Here is a 14,298-nt window from a genome sequence, read left to right as displayed (position 1 = left end):
ATCAATTCAATTGTATCGCCCCAATACCGGCGTCCCATAAAACTTTATTGTACTCGGGAATAGCTTGATTAGAGAGTTGTTGACCTCTTTTTTTGAGTACATTCCATTGTAAATCAAGTTCTTTTTTACGAGCCCTGGAGCCCTGGTTGATCTTTGGAATTACACTATTGCTCTGGTCGATCAGGAAAATATATTCTGCGGTAAATTTATTGGGAAAATTTTCCACATCGTCATACGCCTGTGATTTTCGCTGTACCATGTCCTCATCCCAGGATTTAAGCTCATTAAGCAACTCCTGGCCCGATTTTCTTATCGGCCCCTCCAGAGAGGGTAACAAGTCCCTGAGTTGTTCTTGCACTTTATAAAGCCGGTTCACCATACGATGCATCTCGTTGAGCTTGCCTTCCATTTCTGTCATAAAGGAATCGAATTCTTCATACTGTGCGGGAGTCACATCAAAGCCGGGAGTAGAAAGGATGTTCCCCGAAGTGACAACCGATTCACCCCCCATAGTCAGTTTAATCTCATAATTTCCCGGTGGCGCCTTATGTCCTCTGAAACCCGCTTCCATATAGACCCCTGGTATCCCCTCCAAAATCGGATAGTTCAAATCCCATACAAATCTGTTCAGACCCTGATCATATGACAAAACCGGCTTAGGCGGAGGACCTCCTCCATTGTGTTCCTGGTAAGTAGAGTCTTTTACCGAACTAAACGATCGTATGAGTTTCCCATTGGAATTCCTGATTTCCATTTTTAAAGGAATGTTCTTATCTACAGTAGGTAAATCATAATAGATTACCATTCCGTTGGCAGGATTCACTCCTTCGAAAGGTTGAGATCCTTTGAATGATTTTGTATTGCCGTTCAGAGGACTCCCCCATGAGGCATTTAGTGCATCTTCCGGCTGATAAATTTTTATCAGTGAAGTACTAGATTTGTATTGCGCAAGAAGGGCAAGATCATCCAGGATCCAGAAGGATCGACCAGATGTAGCCACCACCAGATCTCCCTGATGTACCTTCAGGTCTGTTATGGGCGTTTTGGGCAGATTTAGCTGAAACGGTTCCCAGGACGAACCATCGTTCCAGGAGATATACATCCCTTTTTCGGTGCCTGCGTATAAGAGGCCTTTCCTGTCTGCATCTTCTCTTACAACCCTGGTAAAGGAGCCATAAGGAATTCCCGAACTGATGTTGGTCCATGTTTTCCCATAATTCTCTGTTTTATACAAGCCCGGTGTATAGTCGTTGAATTTGTATCGGGTTGTTGCGATATATGCTGTCCCCCGACTATGAGGAGACACCTCAATAGCATTAATGAGACATTCCTTTAATCCCTTCGGAGTAACATTTTGCCAGGTATTTCCCCCATCCCTTGTGATATGAACAAGACCATCGTCACTGCCTGTCCAGTAAACACCTTCTTCATCGGGAGATTCGATCATATAGGAAATGGTGCCGTAATTCTCGGCACCAACGGCTTCAACCGTATAGGGTCCGCCTCCTTTTCCCTGTTTTTCATCCATATTCCTTGTAAGATCAGGCGAGACCTCTTCCCAGCTAAGACCCATATCCCTTGTTCTGAGTACCATTTGGGCACAATGGAAAAAAGTGTTGGGCTCGTGTTGTGAACGAATGATGGGTGCGTTCCAGTTAAAAAGGTACTTCATATCCCTTGCTGCCATTCCGAGATACTGAATAGGAGCCGCCAGCACCTTAGTACGCGATTTGGTCTCCGTATCCAGAAGGTCTATATACCCTAAATAGCTGCCCCCCATAACATATCGTGGATTCTCCGGGTCAAATGCCAAAAATGCACTTTCGCCGCCTGCCGAGCTGGTCCAGTCTTCTTCACTAATACCTCCACTGGAAAGGGAAAGATGTGGAATCCGCACCGAAGAGTTGTCTTGTTGCCCTCCATAAATATTATAAGGAAACAGGCGATCGGTATTGATTCGATAAAACTGGGCAGTTGGCATAATATCCTGGGTAGTCCAGGATTTTCCAGTGTCGAAAGAAATGGCAGCACCACCATCATTGGCTATAACCATATTCTTTGAATCCGCCGGATTAATCCACAAATCGTGATAATCACCATGAGTGCCAGTGATCTCCTCCCAGGTTTTTCCGCCATCGATAGATCGCAACGCCTGAGCACTCATCACGTACACCACGTTTTCATTATTTGGGTCTGGAAATACTTCGATATAATACCAGGCGCGCTGCACCAGTCTGTTATCTCCACTGACCATATTCCAGGATGCACCTGCGTTGGCAGATACGAAAAGTCCACCCAGATCCTTATCCGAATCGCTTTCAATTAAAGCGTAGACTTTATCCGGATTGGCCTGACTAACAGCAATAGCCATCTTACCTTTTTCTTCAGGTAATCCATTATGAATTTTATGCCAGGAGTCACCTCCGTCAGTGGATTTGTAGAGTCCACTCCCTTCCCCTCCACTGATCACAATTTCAGGTTTTCTCTGATGATGCCACATACTGGCATAGAGCACTTCCGGAGTGGATGATACCATTGAAAGTTCGTTGCATCCTGTGAGTTCATTTACGAATAGTATATTCTTCCATGATTTTCCCCCGTCTGTACTCCTGTATATCCCCCTTTCCTTGTTTGGGCCGTATAAAGCTCCCTGGGCAGCCACATAAACGATATCAGGATTGGTAGGGTGAATAACAATACGTGCGATATGCTGCGTTTGTTCCAGACCTGTTTTTGACCATGTTTTTCCTGCATCCGTCGATTTGTAGATCCCATCTCCATATGAGGTCATAACTCCCCTAACGGCGTGTTCTCCCATTCCACAATACAGAATATTGGGGTTTGATGGAGACACAGCCACAGCCCCAACAGAACCCATCTCAAAATAACCATCAGAAATATTATCCCACCTGGCTCCGGCATCAGTCGTTTTCCATAAACCACCTCCCGTTGTTCCCATATAATAAGTTAGCGGGTCACCTATGACCCCCGTTGCAGAAACTGATCGACCTCCCCTGAAAGGTCCAATATTCCGGTACTTCAGAGTCTGGAAATAGGATTCTGCTGTTTGCGCAGTCAGTCCTGCAGTAATCAATACTAAAAAGAAGCAAATGATATGTGATTTCATCTTGTTGTGGGGGTTATAAAACTGTATTCGTACACGATAGAGAAAATTAAAGGCCCATTAGCAGTGCTATGGGCCTTTTAGAAAGAATTCTATTCCTCAATAAATAGGTAGTTTAATTGCATGGTATTAAAGGCTTCGTTAAAGGCCTTGATCTCATCGCTCACCAAAGTATTGAACTGACTCAGTTGTTTTTCAATTTCAGTTGTAAGTTGATTTTTAACAGCTATGTCCTGATCTGTAGGATGGAAATCGTCTATAGAAACCAGGCTGTTTAAGTGAGCCAGTTTGTTGGTGAGTTTAATTGGGAAATTCAAGGGGTCCTGACCGCTTCTGTTCTGAGTCTGATAGAGTGCTTTTTCCACCTCAGCAAAATCGGCCTTCATCTTCGAAGCCTTCTCAACAAGTTCTTTAGTTGCGTCATTCCCTTTGTATTGTGCCATAAATGCATCCAGTTGTTCAGTGATCTTCCTGATTTTTTTAATGGAACCATGGGCTTTGTCTACGGTGCTATTGATGTCCGAAATGAAATCGTACTGTTTCTGCATATCAGCCACTGTAGCTTCAGCTCTGGGATCAGGAAGAATGTTAAACGCCTGTGTCTTAGTGTTGCCGCTGACTGTCAGGTGCACCTGATAAGAACCAGGAACAGCTTTTGGCCCGTTAAGGCTGGCCCACCAAAAGATCATTCCTTTAAAATCCTGTGCTCCTTTTCCTCTGGTATCCCAGACATGTGTGTTGCCTCCGGTTTTAGCTTTGAGTTTTTTATCATTTTCCTTAGCAAAGGAACTAAAACTTGCCAGGGTGTCCCCAGACATAGTGGTGTAGGTTAGTGCTACACTGTCCTTCTCTGACAGATCCTTTATATAAAAATGAGTGATCACCCCATTAGGATGATTTTGACCAGCTGTTTTGGAAGGACTCCTGCTAGTCCCACCTTTGGTCCTGTACGAATCCTTTGGCTTATATAAAATAGTATTATCGGAATTTTTGCCTTCATTCAACTGATGCAGCACAGTGAGGTCATCAATGATCCACAGACTTCTTCCCTGTGTGGCTACTATAAGGTTATTTTCTTTAACAGCGAGATCGGTTATGGGCACGATAGGCAAATTGAGTTGGAAGGGTTTCCAGCTACCTCCGTCGTTAAAAGAAATGTACATCCCCGTTTCAGTACCCGCATATAACAAGCCTTTCCTTTTAGGATCTTCTCTGACAACCCTGGTAAAATGCTCATTATCAATTCCATTGGTGATCTTTTGCCAACTCTTCCCATAGTCAGTGGTTTTGTATAAATAAGGTTGAAAATCGCCAAGTTTATAACGGGTCGCGGCTACATAACAGGTCCCTTCATCAAAAGCCGAGGGTTCTATGCTGTTTACCATAGACCATTCCGGCATATTCGTTGGAGTTACATTCTCCCAGTTTGCTCCGCCGTCTTTTGAAAAGTGGATAAGGCCATCATCACTTCCTACCCATAATAGTCCTTCTTTAAGCGGACTTTCATTGGCCGAAAAAATGGTGCAATAGTATTCTACTCCCGTATTGTCCTGGGTGATAGGTCCTCCGCTGGAAACCAGTTTATCCGGATCATTACGTGTAAGATCTCCGCTGAGGAGTTCCCATGATTGCCCTTCATTGGTGCTTAAATGCACATGATTAGAAAAAGTGTAAAGTTTTTTAGGATCGTGTTTGCTGAAAATGATGGGAAAATTCCATTGAAATCGGTACTTCATGCCTTCTGCCCCATACCCCATTGGATTATCAGGCCAGACATTGATCCCCCTCACTGTGTTGGCATCGTGGTTGACCCTTGTAAGGAATCCTCCGTAACTGCCTCCGTATACGATATCATTATTTGTTGGATCAACCGCAATATGGGCTGATTCTCCGCCTGCCGTTGATTCCCAATCATCTTCACCAATGGTTCTACCTGAACTCCTGTGGTTGATTCGAATCGTGGAATTGTCTTGTTGAGCCGCATAAATCCGATAAGGGAAGGCATTATCCGTGGTAACCCTGTAGAATTGAGCGGTAGGCTGATTGTAGTATGTACTCCATGTAAGTCCGCCATCATAAGATATCTGTGCGCCACCATCATCTCCTATGATCATTCTTTTTGGATTTTCAGGGGCGATCCAGAGATCGTGGTGATCTCCGTGGGGGGCATTAAAGGTATTAAAGCTTTTCCCTCCATCTGTAGATTTGTGATAACGTACATTGAGGACATAGACCATGTCTTCATTCTCGGTATCTGCATACACCCGGGTGTAGTACCAGGCACGCTGACGCAGTTTTCGTTCAGAATTCACCTGGCTCCATTTTTTTCCACCATCTTCAGACCTGTAAAGTCCACCCTTGTCTTTGTTTTCCACAATGGCCCAGACCCTGTCGGGATTTACAGGAGAAACAGCGACCCCGATGATTCCAAGGGTATCTTTAGGAAAACCTTCGTTTTTTGAAATCTCTGTCCAGTTTTCCCCACTGTCTGTACTCTTCCACAAGGCAGAGCCATCACCACCGCTACTCAGGCTATAAGGTGTCCTTTGGGCGCGCCATGTTGACGCATAAATAATTCTTGGGTTCGTGGGATCTAGAATAAGATCAACTGCCCCGGCCTGATCATTGACAAATAGTGTCTTTCTCCAGGTGGCACCCCCATCTTCACTTTTGTAGACTCCTCTATCACGGGAAGGCTTATATATATCTCCCAGTACTGCAGCGTAAAGAATATCCGGATTGTCAGGATGAATACGGATTCTGGGCACGTGCCTGCTATTCTTAAGACCTATCGAATTCCAGGTTTTACCCGCATCAACTGATTTCCAAACTCCATAGCCAGAGGAAACATTCCCTCTCAGGGTCTTTTCTCCTCCCCCAACGTAAATTACATTGGGATCACTTTTAGCAACTTCTACTGCCCCGATACTACCTCCAAAGAAACCATCTGAAATATTCTCCCAGGTTCTTCCTCCATCTGTAGTCTTCCAAACCCCACCTCCGGTAGCTCCAAAATAGAAAAGATTGGGTTGTCCGGGTACGCCGGTCACTGCGGCGGATCTTCCTCCTCTGAATGGCCCTACAAGACGGTATTCCAAACTCGAGTACAGGTCTTCCGGAAAGGGATCAGCAACTGTAGCTTTGGAACGTCTTTGAGCATTTAGGGATACGAAGAATAGAAAAAAGGCCATTGCTAAGGCCTGAGCGAAAATCTTTGGTTTCATTATGATCAGTGTTCTAGTTAGTGGAAGCTAAATGTACCAAAAAAGAAGGAAACTCTGAACCGCAATTTTACAAGGATTCTGATTCGTTATTTGAAAGTTTAAACGCGATACATTCAGAACATTGATTATTTCACAGGCATTTAAATCTTTTGTTATTCTTTGTACCTTTTCCCTTAAAGAACAGCTTAATGATGAAGCTACTAACCTCATTTCCCATTCGGATTCAGTTAATTTTTTTGATTTTCATTTGTTCCCTTTCCTGCAATAGTGATGATATTCAGGTCCTTAGAAATGAAATTGTCCAAACTGATCCGGATTTTAAAAACTGGTCTCATTACCTGGGCGATCCTGCTCGTACCCATTATTCTGTTCTGAATGAAATCGATACTGCCAATGTTCATTTACTAAAACCGGTCTGGCAGTATGAGAGTGGAACAATAGATTCTGAAAGCCGTAGCCAGATTCAAACAAACCCCTTGATTATCAATGATATTCTTTATGGAATTACCCCAAAGAACTCCCTCTTTGCAATTAAAGCAGATACGGGCAAATATCTTTGGCAATTTAATCCGGAACTTGAAGATGAAAGCGGATTAGGATTAAGTCGGGGAGTTTCTGTCTGGATAGATAAAAAAGCACAAAAAGGAAGGCTCTTTTACGCTTCAGGCTACACCCTCTTTGCTATAGATATGGAAAGTGGGAAGTTAATTCCTGAATTTGGCGAACAGGGGCGTATTGATCTTCGCAGAGGTTTAGACCGGGATCCTAATACCATTCCGATGGTCCTTACAACACCGGGAGCTGTTTACAAAGACCTCCTCATTCTGGGCGGACGCACTTCAGAATCCCCAGGTGCAGCACCCGGGCATATCAGGGCATATGATGTGAAGACTGGTAAAATGGAATGGATTTTCCATACTATTCCCTATCCGGGAGAATTTGGCTATGACACCTGGCCATCTGAAGCTTACAAATCATCAGGAGGAGCAAATAGCTGGGCCGGGATGGCGCTCGATAAAAAAAGGGGGATTGTTTATGTGCCTACAGGTTCGGCTGCATTCGACTGGTATGGTGGAGATCGCATAGGAGATAATCTATTTGCGAATTGTCTCATAGCGCTTGATGCGGAAACCGGCGAGCGAATCTGGCATTTTCAAATGGTAAAACACGACCTCTGGGACAGGGATCTGCCTGCCCCACCAAATCTTTTTGAAGTAGAAAGGGGTGGTGAGCTTGTGCCTGCGGTTGCACAGATTACTAAAAGTGGACATGTGTTTGTTTTTAATCGCCTAACAGGAGAACCTCTGTTTCCGCTTGAAGAAAAATCCTATCCCAATACACCCCTGGAGGGGGATATAGCTGCGGCAACTCAGGTACTCCCTTTAAAGCCCATACCTTTTGCCAGGCAAATTTTGAAGGAAGAAGATTTGTACGCCCCGGAACAATTAGCTTATGTTGACGATTTTATAGATAATGCCCAGAACCTTACCCCTCCGACGGTGAGAGAAAAACTTGCCCAGGTTACTTCGGCAGGTCAATTCATTCCTATTGATACCCGGGGAGTCATCCTATATCCCGGCGCAGACGGCGGAGGAGAATGGGGCGGTGCTGCACTCGATCCCACTACAGGTATCATGTACGTCAACAGCAATGAAATGGCATGGATCGTAAGAATGGCAAAATTGGGTGAAAAAGATGGAAAGCCACTTAGTGAAGGTGAAACACTTACCCAGATTCATTGTGTTCGGTGTCATGGGGCCGCCTTACAGGGAATGGGAGAAATCCCAGCGCTTCAAAACATCAAAATGAAGCTGGATACGGCCGCCATCAAAGGGGTGATATCTAAAGGAAAAGGTGCGATGCCTGCTATGCCTAACCTTTCGGAAAGAGAAATATCACAGATTGGTGCTTTCCTCACAGGGATGGAAGAAGAAAAAACAAATGAAGAAGAACATCGTGTAGAAAAACAAATTAAAAGCAGATATGCAATGGTTGGCTTCGGGCGATTTAAAGATAGCAGAGGTTATCCGGTGATGAAACCACCCTGGGGAACTTTGAATGCGATAGACCTCAATTCAGGTGAATACCTCTGGACGATAGCCCTGGGACATGAGGAGAGCCTGAATGACCCCGAATATCCTGTGTCAGGACTGGAAAATTACGGTGGCCCAGTGATCACTGCAGGAGGAATATTATTTATAGCAGCAACGAAGGACGAAAAATTTAGAGCTTTTCATATGCGTTCAGGAAAATTATTATGGGAAACCGATCTGCCTGCAGGGGGCTATGCTACGCCTGCTACTTATGAAGTAAACGGAAAGCAATATGTGGTGATTGCATGTGGCGGTGGAAAAATGGGGACTAAATCAGGAGCCACTTATGTGTCTTTCGCCCTCCCTTAGATTTATTTAAATCAAAAACGGGGGAATAATCCCCCGTTTAAAACATATTAAGCCTTAGCTTTAAAAGCGATATCCTACGCCAAGTTGAAATCCCTTGGTTTTAAGCGAGATGTCTTCAAAACCTGGCTCTTCCTCGGCGATATTCGAAAGTCCAAGATTGTAGCGAGCATCAGCAAAGAAGCCGCCAACAACCTCAAAAGCTGCGCCAAAGTTAAGACCAAAGTTTGTTCCTTTTAATCCATCCGTACCACCTTCAGCATCAACCAATATTCCCACTTGCGGTCCTGCCTGAATGTTAAATCCCTCGACGAGGTAATACTTCAACATCAGCGGGATATTCACGTAACTGACATCAGCGTCTTTCGCACCTTCCATGGAATAAAGCAATTCAGGCTGAAAGTGCATTTTCTCTGAAAGACCTACGTCCATTAGTCCTCCCAGGTAAATGCTCGTCGCCCCGTCTGGTGAAGCACCTTCGGAATCGAAGGAAATTTTAAGATTGGAGAAATTGGCACCAGCCTTAACCCCAAAGGTAATGCCCTGGGCAAAAGCATTCATTCCGAACGCAACCAGGATTAACATAATGATCATGATTTTTTTCATGTAGCACAACTAATTTAGATTGTTTATACAGGAGTAAAATTATACTATTTTTCAATTGAAAATTAAAAATAATACAGGTTCAAAATCGCCTTAATATTACACCTTATCCCTTCTGATTATAAGCTATCTAACATGGTTAAAAATCAAATAAAAAGCCTCAGGAGTTTCCCCCTGAAGCTTTTCTTCTTCAAAATAAGAATTTGGATCAGGGACCTTTTTTAACAGAACTCGATAATTTTATTATTATCAGAGTTAATAAGGCCAGCATTAATACCGCGCTCAGAACAATTTCGTAGGTTTCCATCGAATCCATCCCTTTTTGGGCAAAGTAAATTATCCCCCCGACAAACAAAACAACAAACAAAATGGTCCTGGGTGCAGTTAGCTTGTAATTTTTCATAGTATTCTTTTTTAGTAATATCCCATACAACTTCCAAATTCATAGACTGCTATTGCTGCACCAATCACTCCCAGAGCTCGGGAAGCAATCTTTTTAATTGCTTTTTTGGCGATAGCCTCAGTAACATTCCCCTTCAAAAAGTCAACTACCACATCAATCCCCACGGCAACAATAAGGCAATCTACCCAGTCTTTATTCGCTTCTTCAAGAGTCTGACTTTGATAGGCATATCCTACGGTTCCAAATGCATTTACGAAGTTGCTCGCTACAGCCATATTCTCACTGCTTTCCGCTGCCAGGATCATCAATCCCACTAGTGCGATCCGAGGATCCTCCGAATCTTTAAATTCCTGCCTAAGGAACTCTTCATCTACATTGTAGGACTTTAAAAGTGCCTTAGTCCCATTAACTACGGGTCGTAAAACATTTCGTGCTTCCCTCTTCAGCGCTATTGATCTTTCTTCCATCATCATTCCTTTCTCAGTAAGAGCTTGAGGGTACCTCTGCATCAACACCTTAATTTCTGGTGTTGTCTTGATCACAATGTCTTCGAATTCAGCTATTGCTTCATTTTTTTCGAGTTCCTTGTAATCCCCTTCCTGAGACTGACAGCTTCCTAATAGAATCATCCCCACTACTAAAATGGCTTTCAGGCTTAATACGCTCCTAAGGGAATCAACCCGATTTTTTAATTTTAACTGCAACATTTTTAACTGTGTCATCTTTCATCATATTAATTCAACATTTCATTTACACATACGTTGCGCTTCGTATTTGCTGCAAAGTAAGATTGGAACACGCAATCGCCTTGCAGCAATATCTATTTCCAGAAAAGCTTCTGATAAATCAGATTATGAAGTTTAAATTGTATCCCCTGTTCTAAGTGAAGTTTTCACTTCCTGGCGAAGGAAATAGCCCGTGACTATGGTAGAAAGGGTGTCGGCTATGGGAAATGATAACCAAACGCCCAGTTCCCCCAGATAGTTTGGAAGAATAAGAATAAGTGGAATAAAAAAGAAGCCTTGCCTTGTCAGTGTTAGTAAGAGAGCGGGCACAGCTTTTCCTACCGCCTGAAAATAGGCTGCTCCTATAAGCTGAATTGCAATAATGGGTGTGGCCGCGAATACCCATCGCATGGCTGACGGCGTATTTTCCAGAACAAAAATATTACTTGCCAGTTCATCGGGAGACATGTCTGATCGACTACTAAGGAATAAGCCGGTGATCTCGGCTGGAAACACCATCAGACCTATAAAAACTACAGTGGCAACAATGGCGGCATACATTATTGCCGTATTAATTGATTCCTTTACCCTTTTGAATTTCTGTGCGCCGTAATTATATCCGGCGATGGGCAGGAAGCCCTGGGTAACTCCAAATACCGGGAAGAGCGCAAACATCAGCATTCGCCCAATTATGGCGTAGACAGCTACCATAGATTCCCCTCCGAGATCAAATAAGATATTGTTCATTAGAAGGTAAGTAACACTTGTCACCGCCTGTCTCGACAGGGTTACAAATCCCAGAGATCCTATTTCCTTTAAGATGGGCAGGTCGAGTCCGAAATCAACAGACTTTATTTTAAGTTCTGAATTTCTGGATAGGAAAAAGTAGAAGATATAACCAAAACACAAGAGGTAACCTCCTGTAGTTGCCCAGGCGGCACCTTCCATCCCCCAGTCGAAAATGTAAATAAAGACGTAATCCATCAGAAGATTTCCCACTGATGGGATAATCATGGCGATCATGGCGAATTTGGGCTTCCCCTCTGCCCTGATGACGGTATTTCCCATCATACACAGCGCCAGAAATGGCACTCCGTAGAGCACAATAGTATAGTAGATCTTCGCGGGTTTAAATATGGCACCTTTCCCTCCAAAAGCCGGAATTAGTCCGTCTGCAAAGTACAGGCCAAATCCTACCATGGTGATGGTTACCAGCAGAGTGAGGGTTATCTGATTTCCGAAAGTCTTTAAGGCTTTTGCCTTATTGTCAGCACCCAGGGCCCGGGAGATGATACTGCTTCCCCCTATCCCAATGGCCATCCCAAGGGCTGCGATAAAAAAAGATACCGGCAATACTACATTGATTGCTGCAATCGCAATTGAGCCGATCCAGTTTCCCACAAAAATGGTATCCACCAGGATGTTCAGGGACATCACTAGAATACCTATGGAGGCAGGTACCGCTTGTTTGATCAGGAGTCTCCCGATTGATTCTGTACCCAAATCATCCGAAGAGACCCTTGCCATCAGATGGGAAGCAGATGTTTTGTTTGCCAGTCGCTGATCCAGCTCGCCATCAGTGCAACCCAGTCGTCTCGTTCATTAAGACAGGGAATATGTTTGTAATGTTCTCCCCCGGCTTCTTCGAACTGTTCTTTGCCTTCCATAGCAATCTCCTCAAGGGTTTCCAGACAATCACTGACAAAGGCTGGTGTGATAACAGCCAGCTTCTTTTTCCCTTCTTTAGCCAATCGTTCGAATTCGAAATCAGTATAGGGTTTTAACCATGGGTCTCCTGCAAGGCGTGACTGGAAAGATGAGCTTACCTTTTCTTTCTCTAACCCAAGTGCCTCTATTACCAGATCTGTGGTTTTATAACACTGGTGTCGGTAACACGTATGGTGCGCCACTGAATTTATCTTACAGCAACTTCCGTCTATCTTACAATGAAATCGTGTGGGATCCGACTTCCGGATGTGGCGTTCAGGGATTCCGTGATAGGAAAAAAGCACATGGTCGTATTCAAAATCCTTCAAGCCTTCGGCGATACTCACAGAAAGCACTTTTATATACTCGGGGTTGTGATAAAATGCCGGAAGCGTTGTGACCTTCATGGAGGGGAAATATTTTTGCTGATCTTCCAGAGTCTTCACCACCACTGTTTCGTAGGAAGACATGGCGTAATGTGGATATAAAGGCACAAGTAAAACCTCATCCACACCTTGCTCGTCGAGTTCCTTCAGGGCGTTTTTTATACTCATCGATCCATATCGCATTCCAAGCGCTATGGGGAGGTCTGTATTTTTGCGCACTTTTTCTGTAAACCGTTCTGAAATCACAATAAGTGGTGAACCTTCCTCCCACCATATTTTCTTATAGGCTTCGGCCGACTTCCGGGGACGGGTTTGTAAAATAATCCCCCTTACCAGCAGATTCCGCAAAAGTAGCGGCACGTCTATAACCCGCTCATCCATCAGGAATTCGTCCAGATAGGGTTTAACATCCTTTGCCGTCGGACTGTCGGGTGATCCTAAATTTACTAATAGTACTCCTTTCAAAACACAATTTTTTTATCCCCCAAAAATAGCACATGTACCTCAACTGACCAGCGCTCGGAACAATACTTTGCCTATGTTGAAATAGAGATTGCTAATTTCGTATGGTATTACCCCGAATGTTCCTTATTTTACTCCTGTCACATAAAATCCATTCAAAATCTGATGCAAGAAGAATTTCTAAAAATCCCTTCCAACGAATCCCTGCTATACGTTTTTGGGGGCCTGCTATTGATGGTCCTCATCTACTTATTCACAATCATGGTACTAAGGAAGATTGGCAAAGACCCCAATTACCTGCTACCACCGGAAACGGTTAAAAAAATATCCCTGCCTCTGTTCTTAATCCTTCTGTCCTTTCTGATTCGAATGGGTTCATTGAGGGAATTATTGGGCCTGGAGGATTTTGGCGCCTGGTTTCGAAAGGTCAGCACCCTCCTCTTTATTGTTTCTTTTACCTGGCTCCTGATAAGGATTATCAAATTGATCAAGCAATTGGTGATCAGGAATTACGATGTGCATTCTCCCAATAACCTCAAGGCGAGAAAAGTATATACACAGTTCACCATTCTGGAACGCATATTAATTTTCCTAATCATCATTATGGCCACAGGAGTCGCTCTGATGAGTTTTGAAGAAATTCGGGAGATCGGGATCAGTATTTTTGCTTCCGCAGGTGTTGCCGGTATCATCATTGGATTTTCAGCTCAAAAAATGATTGGGGCAATCCTCGCCGGAATTCAGATCGCTATCGCCCAGCCTATCAAGATCGATGACGTTGTAGTTGTAGAAGGTGAGTGGGGGCGGATTGAACAGATTACCCTTACCTATGTTGTTGTGGCAATCTGGGATAAAAGGCGACTGGTGCTTCCGACCACCTATTTTATTGAAAAACCGTTTCAAAACTGGACAAAAACAACGGCCGATATTCTGGGAACGGTTTTCCTTTACACAGATTACAAAGTTCCCTTCGAAAAATTACGGGAAGAACTTAAGCGTATCTTGGAAAGTACAGATCTTTGGGACGGTAAAGTTCAGAATATTCAAGTGACTAATGCCACTGGCTCCCATGTGGAGGTGCGTGCTCTGATGAGCGCCAAAGATTCGCCTACCGCGTGGGACCTCAGGGTACTTGTAAGAGAAAAACTCATCACTTTTTTACAGGAAAATTATCCGGAAAGTCTCCCACACTCACGCGTATTTATAAAAGATGAAAGAAAAAAGAATTAGCCAGGACTTGATTATCTTCTATTCTGAAAATTACT

General features: G+C 43.8%; 8 protein-coding genes. 2 read left to right on the top strand and 6 right to left on the bottom strand.

The genetic code is table 11. The annotated features are described in order from the left end of the window. Position 1 precedes the first annotated feature (1 nt). Both ACA086_RS02685 and ACA086_RS02680 read right to left on the bottom strand, forming a co-directional pair. Positions 2-3,127, bottom strand: a complete 3,126-nt coding sequence (locus ACA086_RS02685; protein WP_371001790.1) for a glycosyl hydrolase — start codon at positions 3,125-3,127, stop codon at positions 2-4. A gap of 89 nt (positions 3,128-3,216) precedes the next feature. Next, positions 3,217-6,315, bottom strand: coding sequence for a WD40/YVTN/BNR-like repeat-containing protein (locus tag ACA086_RS02680; RefSeq protein ID WP_371001960.1), 3,099 nt, complete (start codon positions 6,313-6,315; stop codon positions 3,217-3,219). A 221-nt stretch (positions 6,316-6,536) separates the two neighbouring features. On the opposite strand from ACA086_RS02680, the gene ACA086_RS02675 reads away from it, so the two are divergent. Continuing rightward, complete coding sequence (locus tag ACA086_RS02675) at positions 6,537-8,750, top strand: PQQ-binding-like beta-propeller repeat protein (RefSeq protein WP_371001789.1); 2,214 nt, start codon at positions 6,537-6,539, stop codon at positions 8,748-8,750. Between the two features lie 60 nt (positions 8,751-8,810). Here ACA086_RS02675 and ACA086_RS02670 read toward each other — a convergent pair whose 3' ends face one another. From ACA086_RS02670 to hemH, 4 genes are all read right to left on the bottom strand, one after another. Further along, a complete protein-coding gene (locus tag ACA086_RS02670; RefSeq protein ID WP_371001788.1) occupies positions 8,811-9,353 on the bottom strand; it encodes a porin family protein in 543 nt (180 codons plus the stop codon). Between the two features lie 411 nt (positions 9,354-9,764). Next, a complete protein-coding gene (locus ACA086_RS02665) occupies positions 9,765-10,475 on the bottom strand; it encodes a hypothetical protein (RefSeq protein WP_371001787.1) in 711 nt (236 codons plus the stop codon). 138 nt (positions 10,476-10,613) lie between these two features. Next, positions 10,614-12,005: an MATE family efflux transporter gene (locus ACA086_RS02660; RefSeq protein WP_371001785.1), complete on the bottom strand. Its 1,392-nt coding sequence runs from the start codon at positions 12,003-12,005 to the stop codon at positions 10,614-10,616. Continuing rightward, the gene (gene hemH, locus ACA086_RS02655; protein ID WP_371001784.1) at positions 12,005-13,036 is read right to left on the bottom strand and encodes a ferrochelatase; all 1,032 of its coding nucleotides are present in this window, start codon (positions 13,034-13,036) and stop codon (positions 12,005-12,007) included. The genes ACA086_RS02660 and hemH overlap by 1 nt, the downstream gene beginning before the upstream one ends. 162 nt (positions 13,037-13,198) lie before the next feature. Between hemH and ACA086_RS02650 the strand changes: the two genes are divergently transcribed. Next, positions 13,199-14,263: a mechanosensitive ion channel family protein gene (locus ACA086_RS02650; protein WP_371001783.1), complete on the top strand. Its 1,065-nt coding sequence runs from the start codon at positions 13,199-13,201 to the stop codon at positions 14,261-14,263. Positions 14,264-14,298: the final 35 nt, after the last annotated feature.

It is taken from the genome of Muriicola sp. E247 (assembly GCF_041358175.1).
Classification (GTDB): domain Bacteria; phylum Bacteroidota; class Bacteroidia; order Flavobacteriales; family Flavobacteriaceae; genus Muriicola.
The sequence above is the reverse complement of the archived record's forward strand: the minus strand, read 5'-3'. Positions and strand labels throughout refer to the sequence as shown.

Bases quoted from the DNA above. Each gene is read 5' to 3' on its own strand.
- ACA086_RS02680 (WP_371001960.1), bottom strand. From the start codon at position 6,315: ATGGCCTTTTTTCTATTCTTCGTATCCCTAAATGCTCAAAGACGTTCC.
- ACA086_RS02665 (WP_371001787.1), bottom strand. From the start codon at position 10,475: ATGACACAGTTAAAAATGTTGCAGTTAAAATTAAAAAATCGGGTTGAT.
- ACA086_RS02685 (WP_371001790.1), bottom strand. From the start codon at position 3,127: ATGAAATCACATATCATTTGCTTCTTTTTAGTATTGATTACTGCAGGA.
- ACA086_RS02670 (WP_371001788.1), bottom strand. From the start codon at position 9,353: ATGAAAAAAATCATGATCATTATGTTAATCCTGGTTGCGTTCGGAATG.
- ACA086_RS02650 (WP_371001783.1), top strand. From the start codon at position 13,199: ATGCAAGAAGAATTTCTAAAAATCCCTTCCAACGAATCCCTGCTATAC.
- ACA086_RS02675 (WP_371001789.1), top strand. From the start codon at position 6,537: ATGATGAAGCTACTAACCTCATTTCCCATTCGGATTCAGTTAATTTTT.
- ACA086_RS02660 (WP_371001785.1), bottom strand. From the start codon at position 12,005: ATGGCAAGGGTCTCTTCGGATGATTTGGGTACAGAATCAATCGGGAGA.